This is a genomic window from Pseudomonas sp. AK-TSAG1-1 (assembly GCF_056821665.1).
This window is the reverse complement of record NZ_CM165965.1, coordinates 4,206,977-4,226,386: the sequence shown is the minus strand read 5'-3', so window position 1 is coordinate 4,226,386 and position 19,410 is coordinate 4,206,977. Positions and strand designations below refer to the sequence as shown.

The following is a 19,410-nucleotide window of genomic DNA, read 5'->3' as shown; positions in this document are numbered from 1 at the left end:
TGTATCAACTATATATAGCGGTGCCGCGTCAGGCGCCAACCGCCTTTCACTTCTAGAATTCAGGAATTTTCTGATCCATGGGCAAATCGCTGGTCATTGTGGAATCCCCGGCTAAGGCCAAGACCATCAACAAGTATCTGGGTAACCAATACGTGGTGAAGTCGAGTATCGGCCATATCCGAGACCTGCCCACCAGCGGTTCGGCTAGCGCCAGCAAAGAGCCAGCCGCCAAGCGCGGCAAGGCTGCCGCGGGCGAAGGTCCGGTGCTCTCCCCTAAAGAGAAGGCGCGCAAGCAGCTGGTCTCGCGCATGGGTGTCGATCCCGATCATGGCTGGAAAGCCAAGTACGAGATCCTCCCGGGCAAGGAGAAGGTCATCGAAGAGCTGCGCCGGCTCGCCAAAGATGCTGACACCATCTATCTCGCAACCGACTTGGATCGCGAGGGGGAAGCCATTGCCTGGCACCTGCGCGAAGCCATCGGTGGTGACGACAGCCGCTACAAGCGCGTGGTGTTCAACGAAATCACCAAGAAGGCGATTCAGGAAGCCTTCTCCGAGCCTGGCGAACTGGACATCGATCGTGTAAACGCTCAGCAGGCGCGTCGCTTCCTTGACCGCGTCGTGGGTTACATGGTTTCGCCACTGCTGTGGTCGAAAATCGCCCGTGGCCTGTCCGCCGGCCGCGTGCAATCGGTTGCCGTGAAGCTGGTAGTCGAGCGTGAGCGTGAAATCCGTGCGTTCAACCCGGAAGAGTACTGGGAAGTTCACGCTGACCTCGGCACCGCCAAAGGCTCGACCGTGCGTTTCGAAGTAGCTCGCGAGAAAGGCGAAGCCTTCAAGCCGCTCAACGAAGCTCAGGCCATGGCCGCGCTGGAGAAGCTCAAGTCTTCCAGCTACAGCATCGTCAAGCGCGAAGACAAGCCGACAAGCAGCAAGCCTTCGGCGCCGTTCATCACGTCCACCCTGCAGCAGGCCGCGAGTAACCGCCTGGGCTTCGGCGTGAAGAAAACCATGATGATGGCCCAGCGTCTGTACGAAGCCGGCTACATCACTTATATGCGTACCGACTCGACCAACCTCTCGGCCGATGCCGTGGCGATGGCGCGTACCTACATCGAAGACGAGTTCGGCAAGAAGTACCTGCCGGAAACGCCAAACGTCTACAGCAGCAAAGAAGGCGCACAGGAGGCTCACGAAGCGATTCGTCCTTCCGACGCCAACACCACACCGAGCAAGCTTGCAGGCATGGAGCGTGATGCCGAGCGCCTCTACGAGCTGATCTGGCGCCAGTTCCTCGCTTGCCAGATGCTGCCGGCGCAATACCTGTCGACCACTGTCAGCGTAGGTGCTGGCGACTTCGAGCTGCGTGCCAAGGGCCGTATTCTGAAGTTCGACGGTTACACCCGCGTGATGCCGCAGATCGCCAAGCCTGGCGATGACGACGTTCTGCCGGACATGGCGCAGGGCGACGTGATGAAGCTGATCAAGCTTGATCCGTCCCAGCACTTCACCAAGCCGCCGGCACGCTACTCCGAAGCCAGCCTGGTCAAGGAAATGGAAAAGCGCGGTATCGGTCGTCCTTCGACCTACGCTGCGATCATTTCGACCATTCAGGATCGCGGCTATGTGACCCTGCACAACCGTCGTTTTTATTCGGAAAAGATGGGTGACATCGTCACCGAGCGTCTGTCGGAGAGCTTCTCGAACCTGATGGACTACGGCTTCACTGCCGGCATGGAAGAGAACCTCGATGACGTGGCCCAGGGCGAGCGCGACTGGAAAAACGTGCTGGACGAGTTCTACGGCGATTTCAAAAAGAAACTCGAAGTAGCCGAAAACCCGGATAGCGGCATGCGTGCCAACCAGCCGGTCATGACCGATATCCCTTGCACCACGTGCGGCCGCCCGATGCAGATCCGTACCGCATCGACCGGTGTGTTCCTCGGTTGCTCGGGCTACAGCCTGCCGCCGAAAGAGCGCTGCAAGGCCACTGTCAATCTGGTGCCGGGCGACGAGATTGCCGCAGACGACGAAGGCGAGTCGGAATCGTTGGTACTGCGTGGCAAGCATCGCTGCCCTATCTGCAGCACGGCGATGGACGCTTACCTGCTCGACGAGAAGCGCAAGCTGCACATCTGCGGTAACAACCCGGATTGCGCTGGCTACGAAATCGAAGAAGGCAGCTATCGCATCAAGGGCTACGAAGGCCCGAGCCTGGAATGCGACAAGTGCGGCAGCGAGATGCAGCTCAAGACTGGCCGTTTCGGCAAGTTCTTCGGGTGCACCAACCCGACGTGCAAAAACACCCGCAAACTGCTCAAGAGCGGTGATGCGGCGCCGCCGAAGATGGACCCGGTGAAGATGCCTGAGCTGAAATGCGAAAAGGTCAACGACACCTACATCCTGCGCGACGGTGCGTCCGGTCTGTTCCTGGCAGCCAGCCAGTTCCCGAAAAATCGTGAGACCCGTGCTCCGCTGGTGATCGAAATTCTGCCGCACAAGGACGAGATCGATCCGAAGTATCACTTCCTGTGCGAAGCGCCGCAGAAGGATCCTGATGGTCTGCCAGCCGTTATCCGCTACAGCCGCAAGACCAAGGAGCAATACGTGCAGACCGAGGTCGACGGCAAGCCTACCGGCTGGAAAGCTTACTACGACGGTGGCAAGTGGACCGTTGAAGACAAGCGCACGAAAGCCAAGGCTGAGTAAGCGCTAGTCCGATACACACAAGGCCGCATGATGACCCTCGGGTTTTCATGCGGCCTTTTTGTTTTGTGCTTGCGGTGGGATCGGCTGATCCATGACACTGTCCGGCCTGTGTGACGCAATTATTTCGTTGTGGAGACTGCCGGCATGGCGCACGAACTCTATACCCGCACCAATCAGAAGATCTATTTTGCCGGCCTGTCGCTGGAAGCCCTGGCTCGCGCCGAAGAAGGCCGTGCGATGAACTCGTTGGCGTTGATTCAGGCAGGGCGTGAATCGGCGTTGTTCCACCTTTACGGAGCGCTTTTGGGGCTGTGTCATGAGATCGCCGGTTTCTACCGTTTGCCTCAGGCTAATGCGCCGCGGGCAGAAACGCTTCTGACTCGTGAGGTTCTGGAATCGATTGCGATCCCTGAGTTGGCGGAGATGGTTGAGCTGGCCGGCAATCCTGAAACCTGGCTGGCGAAACTGTTGGCGGCACATTCGGCGCTGTTCCAGCCACCACGGGTGCCACACAAGCCAAAGGGTGATGTGACACAGCCATTGATTCAGGCCGTTAATCTGGATGAAGAGGAGGCGCCGCAGGAGTTGAGTCGCGAAGAGCTGGAGAGCTGGCGGCAGAATCTCAAGGGGCTGGCCATTCGTTTTCGCGAAGGCTTGAACGAATGCTGAGGACAATTGACACGGTGGCAATCTGAAACATGCTGCTGGTCAAGATCCCGAGCGAAGCCCGAATGATGTCTATATAATCCCTGCCTTTCGTGGAGAACAGACCTATATGCCAACGTCCTTTCTAGAAATTGTCGAGTTACCAGACGGCCGAATCGAACTGCGCAGGGCTGAGGACGAGGGTTCTCTGGTGACGCTGGATTTCTCCGAGGATGCCAAGGCGTTCCTGCAAGGCCAGCACGTGGAAATCGCCAAGGCGATGTTGAGCGTCGGCGTGCAGATGGCCGGTCGTATGGTTGAAGGCGAATTTGATAAGGAAGAGGGGCCGCGGGTTCTTCACTGATCCCCTGCCTTTCGGCGTTAGCCGGTACTGTATCAAGTCGGCTTCTCTGTCCCTGGAGAAGCCATGCGCTTCACACAGCGCGAGTTACAAGTGAATCAACCCAATCGAATGTTCAAGCTCTGCGCGTCGCCTATGCGGGCAGCGCTGATCAGTTGTTGCCGTGAGCCGGTGTTCAGCGGGTTGAGCCAGGTCACGACCGTGTGGCTGCGACCCAGGCGCAGTGCTTCACACGCCAGTTGCTGTGCGCTTTGCGCGCCCCGTGGCTGCAACAGCAGGATGCGTTCGCGGTTCAGGCCGGCCTCGCGCAGCCAGGTCTGGGTCAGGCTGGCAGGCGGGGCAATCAGTGTCAGCCAGCGTGCATCCTGATCCTCGCTCAGTTCGCGAAGGATCGGGGCGAGCAGGTTCAGGCAGTTCCCTGCTGCACCGCGCAGTGACAGCTCACTGAATACTTCCGGTTCGGCAATCCAGGGGCGCTCGACCACGTCTTTCAGGGTCGGCGCCATCGGTTGTGCCAGAAACGCTTCGAATAGAGGCAGTTGTGTTTGCTGAGGTGTGTGTGGGAACTGCATAAAGCCTCCTTTAGCGGCGGATTACGCCGACACTCAAGCCTTCGATCACCAGTTCCTGATCTTTCAGGTCCACTTCGATAGGGGCGAACTCGGGGTTTTCGGCAATCAGCCAGACCTTGCTGCCTTCACGCTTGAAGCGCTTGACGGTCACTTCGTCACCGATACGTGCAACCACGACCTGGCCATTACGTGCCTCGCGGGTGGTATGTACCGCCAGCAGGTCACCGTCGAAAATGCCGATGTCCTTCATGCTCATGCCGTGCACGCGCAGCAGATAGTCGGCGCGGGGATGGAAGAAGGCCGGGTTGATGTTGCAGGATTCTTCGATGTGCTGCTGGGCGAGGATCGGTGCGCCGGCGGCGACCCGGCCAATGATCGGCAGGGTGGAGTCGTCAGCCTTGGCTTCGAAGCCCGGGATGCGAATGCCGCGCGAGGCGCCCGGGGTCATCTCGATGGCGCCTTTGCGGGCGAGCGCCTTGAGGTGTTCTTCAGCCGCGTTCGGCGATTTGAAGCCCAGCTCCTGAGCGATTTCCGCGCGGGTTGGCGGGTAGCCGTTGTCTTCAAGGCAACGTTTGATAAAGGCCAGAATCTCGGCTTGGCGTGGCGTCAGCTTTAGCATATTGATCGCTCTGTCTTTTTATACAGTGACTGGGATTATATACAGTGAAGCGGTCTTGGCAATGCCCGTTTTTTTGCAGGCCGCCGGACGGTCGGCGGCCACGCTTATTAATGGCGCGGGTGAGTGTGGTTAAATAGCTGACCGACCATTCCCAAAACGAACTGGCAGGCTTGACAAGGCACAGGTTGAAACGTATGTTTCAAACAAGTGTTTGTCAGGCGGAGTAGCCATGGCCCAGTCGGAAACCGTTGAACGCATTCTTGATGCTGCCGAACAGTTGTTCGCGGAGAAAGGTTTCGCGGAAACCTCATTGCGTTTGATCACCAGCAAGGCCGGCGTCAACCTGGCTGCGGTGAATTATCATTTCGGCTCCAAGAAAGCCCTGATCCAGGCAGTGTTCTCGCGCTTCCTCGGGCCGTTCTGCATCAGCCTCGATAAAGAGCTGGAGCGGCGTCAGGCCAAGCCTGAAAACAAGCCGACGCTTGAAGAGCTGCTGGAGATCCTCGTTGAGCAGGCGCTGGTGGTGCAGCCACGCAGCGGTAATGACCTGTCGATCTTCATGCGCTTGCTGGGCCTGGCGTTCAGTCAGAGCCAGGGCCACCTGCGTCGTTATCTGGAAGACATGTACGGCAAGGTGTTCCGCCGCTACATGCTGCTGGTCAATGAGGCAGCCCCACGGATTCCGCCTATCGAGCTGTTCTGGCGCGTGCACTTCATGCTTGGTGCGGCGGCGTTCAGCATGTCGGGGATCAAGGCCTTGCGTGCGATTGCCGAGACCGATTTCGGCGTCAATACCTCGATCGAGCAGGTGATGCGCCTGATGGTGCCGTTCCTCGCTGCCGGCATGCGCGCCGAAACCGGTGTCACCGACCCGGCGATGGCGACAGCGCAACTTCGCCCCCGCAGCAAATCGACCCCGGTGGCCGCCAAGGTTTAACCGCGCACGGGTGGGCGCGGCAGTTTACATCCGCTAAGCTAGCCGCCCATGTCGACTCTCGTTCTGAACCCGTTTCCCATGACCATCGCCAACCTGCCGGGCACTGCCCTCGGTGGCGATGTCGTGCGGGACGGGTTTTTCGTTTTCAAGGAATCTCTATGACTGCTGGCCTGCAAGGCTCGTTGATGGTGGACGTCGCCGGTACTTGGCTGACGGCCGAGGATCGCCAATTGTTGCGCCAGCCCGAAGTGGGCGGCCTGATCATTTTTGCCCGTAATATCGAGCATCCGCGCCAGGTGCGGGAGTTGAGCGCCGCGATTCGCGCCATTCGCCCGGACCTGTTGCTGGCGGTGGACCAGGAGGGTGGTCGTGTGCAGCGCTTGCGTCAGGGCTTTGTGCGCTTGCCGGCGATGCGCGCCATTGCTGACAATCCGAATGCCGAATACCTCGCCGAGCAATGCGGCTGGATCATGGCCACCGAGGTGCTGGCGGTCGGCCTCGACCTGAGTTTCGCCCCGGTGCTGGACCTGGACTACCAGCGCAGCGCCGTGGTCGGCACCCGGTCGTTCGAGGGTGACCCCGAGCGCGCCGCATTGCTTGCCGGAGCGTTTATCCGCGGCATGAACAGCGCCGGCATGGCTGCCACCGGAAAGCATTTCCCCGGTCATGGCTGGGCTGAAGCCGACTCCCACGTGGCCATCCCGAACGACGAGCGCAGTCTCGACGAAATCCGCGCCAACGACCTCGTGCCGTTCGCCAGGCTCAGCAAGCAACTGGCGGCGGTGATGCCGGCGCATGTGATTTATCCGCAAGTCGATTCGCAGCCTGCCGGTTTCTCCCGCCGCTGGTTGCAGGACATCCTGCGCGGCGAGTTGCAATTTGACGGTGTGATCTTCAGCGACGACCTGTCGATGGCCGGCGCCCACGTGGTCGGTGACGCCGCCAGCCGTATCGAGGCCGCGCTCAGCGCTGGTTGCGACATGGGCCTGGTGTGCAACGACCGTGCTGCGGCCGAACTGGCCCTGAGCGCTGCACAACGGATGAAGGTCAAACCGTCCGCGCGCATTGCGCGGATGCGCGGACAGGCGTTTGCCAGCACCGACTATCGTCAGGATCCGCGTTGGCTCACTGCCATCGGCGCGCTCAAAGACGCTCAATTGATCGATTAAGGACTCATTCGTTATGACGGTTTACGCAATCATCGGTGGCACCGGCCTGACTCAGCTTGAAGGCTTGAGCATTCGTCAGTCGTTGGCGGTGGATACGCCTTATGGTGCGCCGTCGGCTGAAGTGCAGGTCGGCGAGTACGCTGGCAAGGAAGTGCTGTTCCTCGCCCGTCACGGCCATCCGCACCGCTTCCCGCCACACAAGGTCAACTACCGCGCCAACCTGTGGGCCCTGAAGCAGGCCGGCGCCGAGGCGATCATCGCGGTCAACGCGGTGGGTGGGATTCATCCCGCCATGGGCACTGGACACTTCTGCGTGCCGCATCAGATCGTCGACTACACCAGCGGTCGCGAGCACACGTTTTTCGCCGATGATCTGGAACACGTCACTCACATCGACTTCAGCTTCCCCTACAGCGAGCCGTTGCGTCAGCAATTGATCGCCGCGCTGGCTGCTGAAGGCTGCGAGTACAGCGATCAAGGCGTGTATGCCTGCACCCAGGGCCCGCGCCTGGAAACGGTGGCGGAGATCGTGCGTCTGGAGCGCGACGGCTGCGACATCGTTGGCATGACCGGCATGCCGGAAGCGGCATTGGCCCGTGAGCTGGACCTTGATTACGCCTGCCTGTCGCTGGTGGTGAACCCGGCAGCGGGCAAGACCACGGCGGTGATCACCATGGCCGAGATCGAGCAGGCGCTGCATGACGGGATGGGCCAGGTGAAGTCGACGTTGGCGCGGGTGCTCAAGGGCTGAGTCTGGCTTCGGACCGAGTCGACCCATTCGCGAGCAGGCTCGCTCCCACACTGGATCTGTGGCAATCACAAATCCCCTGTGGGAGCGAGCCTGCTCGCGAAAGCTTTCTGACCAACACTGCAGCGCTCAACGCTTGTCGAACTTGTCCGGCAGCGGCGCAAACAGCGCTTCAATATCATCACTCTGCAGTTTCCAGTCCCCGGCCTTGCGCCCATCCAGCACGCCCGCTGCCAAGTCGGATTTTTCCTTCTGCAGGTGCTGAATCTTCTCTTCCACTGTGCCCCGGGCAATCATCTTGTAGACGAACACCGGTTTTTCCTGGCCGATCCGATACGCGCGATCAGTCGCCTGATTCTCGGTTGCCGGGTTCCACCACGGATCGTAATGAATCACCGTATCCGCTTCGGTCAGGTTCAAGCCGACGCCGCCGGCCTTCAGGCTGATCAGAAAGATCTGACGCTTGCCGCTCTGAAATTCCTTCACTGGCGTGCGTCGATCACGGGTCTGCCCGGTCAGCAGTGCGTAGGCGACATTGCGCTTTTTCAGTTCGTCTTCGATCAGCGTCAGCATCGAGGTGAACTGCGAAAACAGCAAAATCCGTCGACCTTCCTCGAACAGCTCCTCGAGCATTTCCATCAGGCTGTCGAGCTTGCCTGAGCTGCTGCCACGAGCGGGCAGGGTGGCGTCGTTGACCAGGCGCAAGTCGCAGCACACCTGACGCAGCTTGAGCAATGCTTCCAGAATGATGATCTGGCTGCGCGCGACACCCTTGCGGGTGATTTCGTCACGGACTTTCTTGTCCATCGCCAGGCGCATGGTCTCGTAGACATCACGCTGGGCTTCGTTGAGTTCGACCCAGTGGATGATCTCGGTCTTGGGCGGCAGCTCGGTGGCCACCTGTTCCTTGGTACGGCGCAGCAGAAACGGTTTTATCCGACCATTGAGGTGCTGAAGTCTGACTTCGCTGGCGCGCTTTTCGATGGGCACGCGGTAGTCGGCATTGAAGCTTTTTATATCGCCGAGCCAGCCGGGCAGCAGAAAGTGGAACAGCGACCACAACTCACCGAGGTGGTTTTCCAGCGGTGTACCGCTCAGGCACAGGCGTTGGCGCGCGTTGAGTTCGCGGGCGGCCTGCGCTGCTTTGCTATTGGGATTCTTGATGTACTGCGCTTCATCCAGCACCAGCACGTGCAGCGGCTGTTGCGCCAGACGCTCGACGTCCTTGGGCAGCAGTGCGTAGGTGGTCAGGATCAGGTCGAAGTCAGCCAGATTATCGAAATGCTTTTTCCGGTTGGCGCCATACAGCGCGACCACTTTCAGTTGCGGCGTGAAGTGTGCAGCCTCATCGAGCCAGTTCGGGATCAGGCTGGTGGGCATGACCACCATGCATGGTCGATCCAGGCGTCCGGCGTTTTTCTCGCTGAGAATGTGCGCCAGGGTCTGCAGGGTTTTACCCAGACCCATGTCGTCCGCAAGAATCCCGCCTACCTCAAGCTGACGCAAGGACTGCATCCAGCTCAACCCTTCGAGCTGATAAGGGCGCAGCGTCGCATTCAAGCCCTTCGGTGCCTTGGCTGTGTAATCACGGATGTCGCGCAGGCGTTGGGCGAAGCTGCGGATCTGTTCGCCACCCTCCCACAGCAGTGGAATGCCTTCCAGCGAGTTGAGCCGTGTGGCGTCGGCCTTGCTCAGGCGCAGGGTGGTTTCGCCCGGCTCCTGCAAGTAAAACTCGCCCAGCGTCGCCAGTACCGGTTTCAGTCGGCCAAGGGGCAGGGCCACTTGCAGCGGTCCATGTTCACTGTTGCGTTGCGGAATATTGACCAGAATCAGCTCGTCATCGCGGCGGCGCGCCAGACGTTCCGGGTTGAGGATTTCCGTGTGCGAACGCATCAGATTGAGCAGGATCGGCAGCAGGCTCAGGCGTTCGCCATTGACGATGATCCCCAGTTCCAGATCGAACCAGTCGCGTTCCGGTGTCTGTTCGACCGTGGCGTACCAATCGTCGACAGCAGTCAGATCGAAGCCGAATTCCTCATCGATCTGCAATTCCCAGCCTTGGGTGCGCAGCTTCGGCAGTTCGTTGAGGGTGAACGTCAGCCAGGCGCTGTCGTTGACCATCTCGTACAGCTCGCCGGCGCTTTCCGGCAGGGCTTTGCTCTGGCGGGTGGCGATACGAAAGCCGAGGATGCGTAACTGTTCGCGGTAGGACTGTTCCACTTCGGGGTGGCGTTTTATCCGCAGGGTCTGTGCTTCCTGGCGGATCAGGATGTCGCTGTTTTTCTGTCCGCTGACGTATTCATCCAGATAGCTGAACGACAGCGCCGCCCGATGCTGGATGTACCGCTGCATCTTGCCGTTGCGCGGCTCGAACGCGCTGAATTCGACGCTTGCCAGCCACAGGCGCGGCACCGGTTGCACATTGTCCACCAGCACTTGCGGCGGCGCCTTGGGGCTGCGGTTTTCGAGGACGGCCTGGAGCTTTTCCAGCAGTTCGGCGTCTTTCGCGGCGGCAGGGTACTCGAGGGTTTCCTGCACTTGCAGCAGCACCGCTGCGCAATGTTTGCAGTTGCTGCGCACCGGGCAGGTGCAAGCGGCGTCAACCAGCAGCAGGGTGCCTTTGGCTGACTCGCGCAGGTGAATGGTCTGACGGTAGACATTGCCGCCAGAGCCTTCGCAGCTGGCGGTGATGGTGGCATCGCCCACTTCGGCTATGCGTACTCGATTCTCCAGGGCGTAGCGGCGGCCACGCTCCAGGCTCTGTTCCTTGAATCGGCTGACCCAGGAGGGTGCCAACGGTTTACTCAGGGGCGGGGACATAAGGACTTCGATCAGTCCGGAATGGCTTCAGGCGCTTCCCGTGGCGCAGGCGCCGTCAGGGAAGTGATCTTGATCAGCAGGGCCAGGTGGCCGTTGTCGAGATAGTTGAGTTGGCCGTTTTTGGTGTGGCTGTCCTGCTTCAGGCGTTCGCTGGCGGTGACCATGCCGTTGGTGTCGATCTGGTTGACCCAGAAGTCGGCGTTCACATCGGTGAAGCGTCCCAGTTTCAGTTCCAGGGTGCCCTCGATCGGGAATTGGCCGAACTGTTCCTTGCCGTCGCTGACCGCCACCTTGGTCGGCGCCTCGCCGAGGGTCTGCTGCCAAGCCTTGTGCAGCAGTACGCTGTAGTCGCCGCTGGCGGTGAGTTTGCTGGCAACCTCACCCAGTGCAGGCGTGCGCTGGCTGGCAGCGTCCAGTCGCTGAGCGCCGGCGGCCCAGTCTTCCGGGGCGGCACGGCTGACGATCGCCGGTACAGCGTTCTGCCGGACCAGAATCATTTCGACCTGATACAGGTCATCGGCAAACGCCATCGGTGCTACGAAGGTCAGTAGCAAAGTCAGTGAGCGAAACAGGCGCATGCGGCGTCCTTCAAACAGTTTTCGGGAGGAGACGCTCGAACAGCGCCTCTACAGTATTAAAGCGCTCTTCCGGGCGCTCCATCGGCACCTGGAACTTGAACATCGTGGCGCCTTCGAATTTGTAGCGTTTTGGCTGAGTCTGGATCAGTTTGATCAAGGTCATCGGGTCGACCGGCGTTTGGGCGGCGAACTCGATGCGTCCGCCTTGCGGGCCGCCATCGACCTTTTTGATACCCAATTGCTCGGCCTGCAACTTGAGCGCAGTGATGCGCACCAGGTTCTTCGTAGGCTCCGGCAGCAGGCCGAAACGGTCGATCATCTCGACTTGCAGATCCTTCAGGCCTTCCTCGTCGGTGGCCGAAGCGATGCGCTTGTACAGAATCAGGCGTGCATGCACATCCGGCAGATAGTCTTCCGGAATCAGCGCCGGCACGCGCAGGTTGACCTCAGGGCCACCGCCGAGCGGTTGATCGAGGTTCGGTTGCTCGCCCTTGCGTATCGATTTCACCGCGCGCTCGAGCATTTCCATGTACAGCGTGAAACCCACGGCCTGAATCTGCCCGCTCTGACCGTCGCCGAGCAGTTCGCCAGCGCCGCGGATCTCCAGGTCGTTGGTTGCCAGTACAAAACCGGCGCCGAGGTCCTGAGTATTGGCAATCGCTTCAAGACGTTTTTCGGCGTCCGAGGTGATTTGCTGGCGCGGCGGGGTCAGCAGGTAGGCGTAAGCCTGGTGGTGACTGCGGCCGACGCGACCACGCAACTGGTGCAGTTGCGCCAGCCCGAACTTGTCGGCGCGCTCGATGATGATGGTGTTGGCGCTCGGCACGTCGATGCCGGTCTCGATGATGGTCGAGGCAATCAGCACGTTGAAGCGCTTGTGGTAGAAGTCGCTCATCACCTGTTCGAGTTCGCGCTCGCGCATCTGCCCGTGGCCGATGCCGATCCGTGCTTCCGGCACCAGTTCGGCGAGATCCGCCGCGCACTTCTCAATGGTCTTCACGTCGTTGTGCAAGTAGTAAACCTGACCACCGCGCAGCAGTTCACGTAGCAGGGCCTCTTTGACCGTGCTCTTGTTCTGCTCCATGACGAAGGTGCGTACCGACAGGCGTCGCGCCGGTGGCGTGGCGATGATCGACAGGTCGCGCATGCCCGACACTGCCATGTTCAGCGTGCGCGGAATCGGCGTGGCGGTCAGCGTAAGAATGTCGACTTCGCTGCGCAGGGCCTTGAGTTGTTCTTTCTGACGGACACCGAAGCGGTGTTCTTCGTCGATGATCACAAGGCCAAGGTTTTTGATCTTCACGTCGTCGGACAGCAACTTGTGCGTGCCGATGACGATGTCGATCTTGCCTTCCGCCAAGTCGGCGATTGCCGCGTTGACTTCCTTGGCCGATTTGAAGCGGCTCATCACTTCCACGGTCACCGGCCAGTCGGCGAAGCGGTCGCGGAAGCTGTTGTAGTGTTGTTGGGCGAGCAGGGTGGTCGGCACCAGAATTGCCACCTGACGACCGCCGTGCACGGCGATGAACGCTGCGCGCATCGCCACTTCGGTCTTGCCGAAACCGACGTCGCCGCAGACCAGGCGGTCCATCGGTTTTGGCGCGAGCATGTCTTCGCGCACCGCTTCGATGGTCGACTGCTGGTCCGGGGTTTCTTCGAACGGGAAGCCGGCGCTGAACGTGGCGTAATCGGCCTTCGGGTCGGCGAACGCGTAGCCTTCGCGGGCGGCGCGACGGGCGTAGATGTCGAGCAGTTCGGCGGCGACGTCGCGAACCTGCTCGGCCGCTTTGCGCTTGGCTTTCTGCCAGGTTTCGGAGCCGAGGCGGTGCAGTGGCGCCAACGCGTCATCGCTGCCGGTGTAGCGTGCGATCAAATGCAGGTTGGCCACCGGCACGTACAGCTTGGCGTTCTCGGCGTATTCCAGGGTGAGGAACTCGGCGGCCTGGCTGTCGATCTCCAGAATCGTCAGGCCCAGATAACGTCCGACACCGTGATCGATATGCACCACTGGCGCGCCTTCGCGCAGCTCGGTGAGGTTTTTGATCACTGCGTCGTTGTTGCCGTCTGCACGCTTCTCGCGACGCCGACGCTGCATCACGCGCTGCCCGAACAGCGGGCTCTCGGCCACCAGCGCCAACGCCGGGTCGTCGAGCATCAGGCCTTCGTCGAGCGGCGCAATGGTGATCGCCAGGCGATCTTTGCTGCTGACGAAGTCCGGCCAGCTCTCGACGGTTTTCGGTCGTAGCTTCAGGCGTTCCAGCAGCTCCAGCAAGACTTCGCGACGGCCCGCCGATTCGGCAGTGAACAGCACGCGCCCGGGGAATTCGTCGAGGAATGCCGAAAGCGCCGCCAGCGGCTGCGTGGCCTTGGCTTCGATTGCCAGATTTGGCAGAGCCTGCGCCGGGAAACGCTCACGGCCGGCGCCGGGTTCCACATCCTGTTGGCTGGCGACCACGCGTGGCCAGCTCTTGAGGCGGGCAAAGCAGTCTTCCACCGGCAGGAACAATTCTGCGGGTGGCAATAAAGGACGCGAAGGATCGACGCGGCGTTCTTCATAACGATTGCGCACGTCGTTCCAGAAATTTTCCGCCGCTTGTTCGATGCCCGGCAGCGAGAAGACCTGGGTGTCCTGCGGCAGGTAGTCGAAGAGGGTCGAGGTTTCGTCGAAGAACAGCGGCAGGTAGTACTCGATGCCGGCCGGGGTAATGCCGCTGCTCAGGTCCTGGAAGATCGGGCAGCGACGGAAGTCGACGTCGAAGCGCTCGCGAAAGCGCGCCTTGAAGCGGGTGACCGCATCTTTCTGCAGCGGGAATTCGCGGGCCGGCAGCAGCTTGACCGAATCGACCTTGTCGATGGAACGCTGGTTTTCCGGATCGAAGGTGCGCAGGGTTTCGATTTCGTCGTCGAACAGGTCGATGCGATACGGCAGCTTGCTGCCCATCGGGAACAGGTCGATCAGTGCGCCGCGAACGGTGAACTCGCCGTGCTCATAGACCGTGTCGACGTAGCGATAGCCACTGGCTTCAAGCCGCGAGCGCATCTGTTCGACGTCGAGCTTCTGCCCGACATCCAGCACCAGACTGCTGCCGAGCAGGAATTTGGTCGGCGCCAGACGGTGCAGCGCGGTGGTGATCGGCACCACCAGTACGCCGTGTGCCAGCTCCGGCAATCTATACAGGCTGGCAATACGCTGGGAAATGATGTCCTGGTGCGGCGAGAACAGGTCGTAGGGCAGGGTTTCCCAGTCGGGAAAATGCAGGACGGGCAAATCCGGGGCGAAGAAGCTCAGCTCCTGTTCCAGCCGTTCGGCACTCTGGCTGTCGGCGGTCAGTAGCAAGGTGAAGCGCTTGGCAGCGCTGGCAGCCTCGGCAATCGCGAGGCTGAGGGCAGCACCGGGCAGGTTGCCCCAATGCTGTTTACCTGCCGCGGCAGGGAGAAGCGGTAGACGCAGAACGGGCACGGAAGGTTGAGCTCCAGGCTTTGCGACAAAGTCGGTAATTGTAGCGGCGTCCGGTGCCGCCTGTCAGTTGCAGACTGCGTCTATCTTCGCTGTTTGCGCGAAATGTAGTGGTAACCATAAAAACGAGCACTTTTTTGCGGTTATGTAGTGCCGAAATCGACTGGTGTTACGGAGGGTTACAGACATCGTCTAACAGTCGTCGAAAAATTGACTGCGCTGAAAGCCCCGGTTTTACTGGGCTTGCGCGGGGCGTAATTTTTTTGAACGGAATTTTGTTACCGATTGCGCGACAAGCGCGCATTGCTACGCGAGGTTCTCGGCGGCATAATGTAGCCCCTTTTTTCTGCCCCTACATGTGGAAGGTTACCGTGACTCAGAAGCCCGACCAGTGTCTTGGTGAATGGATCGACCGTGAAGCTCTCGCAGAAGCGATGATTCCGCTTATCGGTCAGCTCTACCGCAATAACAACGTGGTGAGCTCGATCTATGGCCGCAGCCTGATCAACCAGTCTGTCATCGCGATTCTCAAAGCCCACCGCTTTGCTCGCCACCGTTCTTCCGACGACAGCGAACTCTCCGTCCACGAAACATTCCCACTGCTCAAGGCCATGAGCGAGCTCAAGCTCGGCGCGGCTTCGGTAGACCTGGGCAAGTTGGCGTTCAAATTCCGCAGCGAAGGCAATGGCCGCAGTGCCGAGCAGTTCGTTCGCGAAGAACTGGCTGACGTGGTTGGCCAGCAAAACGCATCGGCCCGTAAAGGCACTGACGTTGTCCTGTACGGCTTCGGTCGTATCGGCCGTCTGCTGGCGCGCATCCTGATCGAGAAAACCGGTGGTGGCGACGGTCTGCGTCTGCGTGCCATCGTCGTGCGCAAAGGCGCCGACAACGACCTGACCAAGCGCGCCAGCCTGCTGCGTCGCGATTCGGTACACGGTCCGTTCAACGGCACCATCGTCATCGACGAAGAAAACAACACCATCACCGCCAACGGTAACCTGATTCAGGTGATCTACGCGAAGAACCCGACCGAGGTGGATTACACCCAGTACGGCATCAAAGACGCGCTGCTGGTGGACAACACCGGTGTATGGCGTGACGCCGATGGTCTGGGCCAGCACCTGCAATGCCCGGGTGTCTCCCGCGTTGTTCTGACCGCGCCTGGCAAAGGCAAACTGAAGAACATCGTTCACGGTATCAACCACAACGAAATCACCGCTGACGACAAGATCGTGTCCGCCGCTTCCTGCACCACCAACGCCATCGTGCCGGTGCTCAAGGCTGTGAATGACAAGTTCGGGATCATCAACGGTCACGTCGAAACCGTTCACTCGTACACCAACGACCAGAACCTGATCGACAACTTCCACAAGGGTGATCGTCGTGGTCGTAGCGCCGCGCTGAACATGGTAATCACCGAGACCGGTGCTGCCACCGCTGCTGCCAAGGCCCTGCCTGAGCTGGCTGGCAAGCTGACCGGTAACGCGATCCGTGTTCCGACGCCAAACGTGTCGATGGCCATTCTCAACCTGAACCTTGAGAAAGCCGCCACCCGTGAAGAGATGAACGAGTACCTGCGCTACATGGCGCTGCACTCCGATCTGCACAAGCAAATCGACTTCGTCAACTCGCAGGAAGTGGTTTCCACTGACTTCGTGGGTTCGCGTCACGCCGGTGTGGTCGATGCTGAAGCGACCATCGTTCAGGACAACCGCGTTGTTCTGTACGTCTGGTACGACAACGAGTTCGGCTACAGCTGCCAGGTCGTTCGCGTGATGGAAGACATGGCCGGTGTAAACCCGCCAGCGTTCCCGCGCTAAGCACTCGCTGCAAATGAAAACGCCCCGACTTAGGTCGGGGCGTTTTTGTTTGTGTGGCTGGTAAATCTTTATTGCCTGTACCGGCCTCTTCGGGAGCAAGTCCCCTCCCACAGGTTTTCGTGGTATTCACAGGTTTCTTGTGCGACACAAAACCCTGTGGAAGGGGGCTTGCTCCCGAAGGCGTCCTAGCGGGCGCCGCCGGCTATCGAAGCTTGCGCGGTGCGCAGTTCATGCTTGTTGCCCCGGAACAGCACCAGCGTCGCAATCAACCCCAGCACCGCCGCACCGCTGAGCCAGATCCCCGGCGCAGCCTTGTTGTCCAGCACATGAATCAGGTAAGTACACGCCGCCGGCGTGAAGCCACCGAAGGTCGCAGTCGCCAGGCTATAGGCCAGCGAGAACCCGGTGGTTCGTACGTCCACCGGCATGATTTCGGTCAGTGCCACCACCATCGCGCCGTTGTACGAGCCGTACAGGAACGACAGCCAGAGTTCGACGATCAGCAGATGGCTGAAGCTCGGATTCGCCACCAGCCACGACAGGGCAGGGTAAGCGGTCAGGATCGCCAGAATGGTCGCTGCCAGCAGCAGGGGTTTGCGACCGATCTTGTCCGACAGCGAGCCCATCACCGGCAGCCAGAAGAAGTTCGACAGACCGATGCACACCGTCACCAGCAACGCGTCGAAATCTGACAAATGCAGTTCAGCCTTGCCGAAGGTCGGGGTGTAGGCGGTGATCAGGTAGAACGACACCGTGGTCATCACCACCAGCGCCATGCCGGCGATGACGATGCCAAAGTTCTGACCGATCGAGCGAACGATTTCCCGCAGGGTAGGGCGATGTTTGCGCGCCTGGAATTCCGGAGTTTCCTCCAGCGAACGACGAATGACGAAGATCACCGGAACGATCATGCAGCCGATCAGGAACGGCACGCGCCAGCCCCAGTCACCCATCTGCTCCGGGCTCAGCCAGTGGTTGAGGCCAACACCGAGCAGGCCGGCAAACACCACTGCTGCCTGCTGGCTGGCGGACTGCCAACTGACGAAGAAGCCCTTGCGGCCCGGCGTGGCGATTTCCGCCAGGTACACCGAGACCCCGCCCAGCTCGACGCCGGCCGAGAAGCCTTGCAGCAAGCGGCCGAACAGCACGATCAGTGGGGCGGCAACGCCAAGGGTGGCATAACCGGGGACGCAGGCGATCAACACCGTACCGGCAGCCATCAGCGCCAGCGTGATGATCAAGCCCTTGCGACGACCATGCCGGTCAATGTAGGCGCCGAGGAAAATTGCCCCCAGCGGACGCATCAGGAAGCCGGCACCGAACGTTGCCAGGGAGAGCATCAGGGAGGCGAAGGCGCTGTCGGCCGGGAAGAAGGTTTTGGCGATGGCCGTGGCATAGAAGCCGTAGACCATGAAGTCGAACATCTCGAGAAAATTGCCGCTGACAACGCGAAAAATCGCTTTGCCTTTGCCCGTGGTGGAGGACATTGGTTCGTACTCTCTGTTGGCTGTCTTATTGGATATCCCTGATCTAGACACGTCCTCGCCGTCACGCGGCAAACTCAGGCAGTACCCGTGAACAGTTTTGTAACCATATGTGTATAAAGATCGTTAGGCAACAACTGGTTAGGTCACTGCTTAAACGATATAGCCATTACGAAGGCCAGCATGACGCTATCAAGTGAATGAAAAATCTGTAGGAGTGAGCCTGCTCGCGATAGCGTCGTATCAGCCAATAGATCTTTTGTTGGGCTACCGCTATCGCGAGCAGGCTCACTCCTACAGGGTTTCGCGCATAATCTTCAGCCTGGTGCTGTGTCAGAGGGTTCGTTGTGGGGAGTAGGGGATTTGTCTAAAGAGCGGCTGATTGGCCTGTTGCTGCTGGTGGGCGCTTTGTCCGGCTGCGGCAATGGCGATTCGCTGGAAAGCATCGGTGGCCCGACCATGGGCAGCACTTATTCGATCAAGTATGTGCGCCACGCCGGCCTTCCAGAACCCGCGCAGGTTCAGCGTGAAGTGGAAAAAATCCTCACCGACGTCGACCTCCAGATGTCGACCTATCGCAGTGACTCCGACATCGAGCGCTTCAACGCTTTGCCGGCAAACAGCTGTCAGACGATGCCGGCCTCCGTGCTCGAACTGGTCCGGGTTGGCGAACAACTGTCAGTGCAAAGCGAAGGCTCCTACGACCTGACCGTCGAACCGCTGATGAATCTGTGGGGGTTCGGCCCGCAAGGTCGGGAAGAAAAAGTCCCCAGCGCCGCCGCCGTGGCCGAAGCCCTGCAGCGGGTCGGCTACCGCCATTTGCATATCGACGCTGACCGCTTGTGCAAGGATGCGCCGGTCGAAGTCGACTTCAACAGCATCGCTGCCGGTTACGCGGTGGACACCATTGCCGCTCGCCTCGAGTCCATGGGCATCCGCGACTATCTGGCCGAAGCCACTGGCGAGTTGAAGGCCAGAGGCAAAAAGCCTGACGGCTCGGCATGGCGCATCGCGCTGGAGGAACCGCGCGATGACCAGCAGGTGGCCGAGCGCGTTATCAATGTCGACGGCTACGGCGTTTCCACTTCCGGTGATTACCGCAATTATTTCCTGCAGGGCGGTCGGCGCTATTCCCACACTTTCGATGCGCATAGTGGGGCGCCGGTCCTACACAACCTGGCGTCGGTCACGGTGATTCATCCTTCAGCGCTGATGGCCGATGGACTATCGACGTTGTTGCTGATTCTCGGGCCGGAAAGGGCCTGGGACTATGCCGAAAAACATGACATTGGTGCATTCTTCGTGATTCGTGCCGATACAGGTTTCGTCATCCGCACCAGTCAGGCTTTCGAGCGCCTCAGTGGCGCAAAAGTTGACTGAGAACAGTACGAAAGCTGGCGTTGTAGTGCAGGCAAAAGTAGCCTACGACGCGACCAAGGGTTAATGTGCGCGGCGTTGACGCTTCTATAGACTGTGTCCGGGTTCTTTACTG

Annotated in this window: 14 protein-coding genes; 8 read left to right on the top strand and 6 right to left on the bottom strand. The window is 60.0% G+C overall.

The features are described from left to right. The first annotated feature begins 77 nt into the window (after positions 1-77). The 3 genes from topA to AC1UK9_RS18990 all read left to right on the top strand — a co-directional run bounded on the left by topA (position 78) and on the right by AC1UK9_RS18990 (position 3,717). Positions 78-2,708, top strand: a complete 2,631-nt coding sequence (gene topA / locus AC1UK9_RS19000) for a type I DNA topoisomerase (RefSeq protein ID WP_473013114.1) — start codon at positions 78-80, stop codon at positions 2,706-2,708. A gap of 144 nt (positions 2,709-2,852) precedes the next feature. After that, a complete protein-coding gene (locus AC1UK9_RS18995; RefSeq protein WP_025111057.1) occupies positions 2,853-3,377 on the top strand; it encodes a DUF6586 family protein in 525 nt (174 codons plus the stop codon). Between the two features lie 106 nt (positions 3,378-3,483). Further along, entirely contained in the window at positions 3,484-3,717 is a 234-nt protein-coding gene (locus AC1UK9_RS18990) for a hypothetical protein (RefSeq protein ID WP_003226592.1), read from the top strand. Between the two features lie 95 nt (positions 3,718-3,812). Here the strand turns inward: AC1UK9_RS18990 and sulA are convergent, their stop codons facing one another. Then, entirely contained in the window at positions 3,813-4,286 is a 474-nt protein-coding gene (sulA, locus tag AC1UK9_RS18985) for an SOS-induced cell division inhibitor SulA (RefSeq protein ID WP_025111058.1), read from the bottom strand. A 10-nt stretch (positions 4,287-4,296) separates the two neighbouring features. Next, positions 4,297-4,905, bottom strand: coding sequence for a transcriptional repressor LexA (gene lexA / locus AC1UK9_RS18980; protein WP_003226590.1), 609 nt, complete (start codon positions 4,903-4,905; stop codon positions 4,297-4,299). Between the two features lie 229 nt (positions 4,906-5,134). Between lexA and AC1UK9_RS18975 the strand changes: the two genes are divergently transcribed. From AC1UK9_RS18975 to AC1UK9_RS18965, 3 genes are all read left to right on the top strand, one after another. After that, positions 5,135-5,842: a TetR/AcrR family transcriptional regulator gene (locus AC1UK9_RS18975; protein WP_007961819.1), complete on the top strand. Its 708-nt coding sequence runs from the start codon at positions 5,135-5,137 to the stop codon at positions 5,840-5,842. 158 nt (positions 5,843-6,000) lie between these two features. Beyond that, entirely contained in the window at positions 6,001-7,011 is a 1,011-nt protein-coding gene (gene nagZ / locus AC1UK9_RS18970) for a beta-N-acetylhexosaminidase (RefSeq protein WP_025111059.1), read from the top strand. 13 nt (positions 7,012-7,024) lie between these two features. Beyond that, a complete protein-coding gene (locus AC1UK9_RS18965) occupies positions 7,025-7,762 on the top strand; it encodes an S-methyl-5'-thioinosine phosphorylase (RefSeq protein WP_473013111.1) in 738 nt (245 codons plus the stop codon). Between the two features lie 126 nt (positions 7,763-7,888). Here AC1UK9_RS18965 and AC1UK9_RS18960 read toward each other — a convergent pair whose 3' ends face one another. From AC1UK9_RS18960 to mfd, 3 genes are read right to left on the bottom strand one after another with little or no spacing between them, the layout of a single operon-like run. Continuing rightward, the gene (locus tag AC1UK9_RS18960) at positions 7,889-10,579 is read right to left on the bottom strand and encodes an SNF2-related protein (protein ID WP_482578285.1); all 2,691 of its coding nucleotides are present in this window, start codon (positions 10,577-10,579) and stop codon (positions 7,889-7,891) included. Positions 10,580-10,590: 11 nt separating this feature from the next. Next, positions 10,591-11,157 carry a CsiV family protein gene (locus AC1UK9_RS18955; RefSeq protein WP_025111062.1) on the bottom strand — a complete coding sequence of 189 codons (567 nt, stop codon included), beginning with the start codon at positions 11,155-11,157 and terminating at the stop codon, positions 10,591-10,593. Positions 11,158-11,167: 10 nt separating this feature from the next. Continuing rightward, complete coding sequence (mfd, locus tag AC1UK9_RS18950) at positions 11,168-14,617, bottom strand: transcription-repair coupling factor (protein ID WP_025111063.1); 3,450 nt, start codon at positions 14,615-14,617, stop codon at positions 11,168-11,170. Between the two features lie 353 nt (positions 14,618-14,970). Between mfd and AC1UK9_RS18945 the strand changes: the two genes are divergently transcribed. Then, the gene (locus tag AC1UK9_RS18945) at positions 14,971-16,434 is read left to right on the top strand and encodes a glyceraldehyde-3-phosphate dehydrogenase (RefSeq protein WP_025111064.1); all 1,464 of its coding nucleotides are present in this window, start codon (positions 14,971-14,973) and stop codon (positions 16,432-16,434) included. A gap of 185 nt (positions 16,435-16,619) precedes the next feature. On the opposite strand, the gene tcuC is transcribed toward AC1UK9_RS18945, so the two are convergent. Then, positions 16,620-17,921, bottom strand: coding sequence for a tricarballylate/proton symporter TcuC (gene tcuC, locus AC1UK9_RS18940; RefSeq protein ID WP_482578284.1), 1,302 nt, complete (start codon positions 17,919-17,921; stop codon positions 16,620-16,622). Positions 17,922-18,281: 360 nt separating this feature from the next. Between tcuC and AC1UK9_RS18935 the strand changes: the two genes are divergently transcribed. Continuing rightward, on the top strand, positions 18,282-19,298 hold the full coding sequence (locus tag AC1UK9_RS18935) for an FAD:protein FMN transferase (RefSeq protein ID WP_482578283.1): 1,017 nt from the start codon (positions 18,282-18,284) through the stop codon (positions 19,296-19,298). Positions 19,299-19,410 lie beyond the last annotated feature (112 nt).

What these genes read in the sequence shown, in the direction of transcription:
- topA (WP_473013114.1), top strand. Translation starts at nt 78, where the DNA reads ATGGGCAAATCGCTGGTCATTGTGGAATCCCCGGCTAAGGCCAAGACC.
- AC1UK9_RS18995 (WP_025111057.1), top strand. Translation starts at nt 2,853, where the DNA reads ATGGCGCACGAACTCTATACCCGCACCAATCAGAAGATCTATTTTGCC.
- AC1UK9_RS18990 (WP_003226592.1), top strand. Translation starts at nt 3,484, where the DNA reads ATGCCAACGTCCTTTCTAGAAATTGTCGAGTTACCAGACGGCCGAATC.
- sulA (WP_025111058.1), bottom strand. Translation starts at nt 4,286, where the DNA reads ATGCAGTTCCCACACACACCTCAGCAAACACAACTGCCTCTATTCGAA.
- lexA (WP_003226590.1), bottom strand. Translation starts at nt 4,905, where the DNA reads ATGCTAAAGCTGACGCCACGCCAAGCCGAGATTCTGGCCTTTATCAAA.
- AC1UK9_RS18975 (WP_007961819.1), top strand. Translation starts at nt 5,135, where the DNA reads ATGGCCCAGTCGGAAACCGTTGAACGCATTCTTGATGCTGCCGAACAG.
- nagZ (WP_025111059.1), top strand. Translation starts at nt 6,001, where the DNA reads ATGACTGCTGGCCTGCAAGGCTCGTTGATGGTGGACGTCGCCGGTACT.
- AC1UK9_RS18965 (WP_473013111.1), top strand. Translation starts at nt 7,025, where the DNA reads ATGACGGTTTACGCAATCATCGGTGGCACCGGCCTGACTCAGCTTGAA.
- AC1UK9_RS18960 (WP_482578285.1), bottom strand. Translation starts at nt 10,579, where the DNA reads ATGTCCCCGCCCCTGAGTAAACCGTTGGCACCCTCCTGGGTCAGCCGA.
- AC1UK9_RS18955 (WP_025111062.1), bottom strand. Translation starts at nt 11,157, where the DNA reads ATGCGCCTGTTTCGCTCACTGACTTTGCTACTGACCTTCGTAGCACCG.
- AC1UK9_RS18945 (WP_025111064.1), top strand. Translation starts at nt 14,971, where the DNA reads ATGTGGAAGGTTACCGTGACTCAGAAGCCCGACCAGTGTCTTGGTGAA.
- tcuC (WP_482578284.1), bottom strand. Translation starts at nt 17,921, where the DNA reads ATGTCCTCCACCACGGGCAAAGGCAAAGCGATTTTTCGCGTTGTCAGC.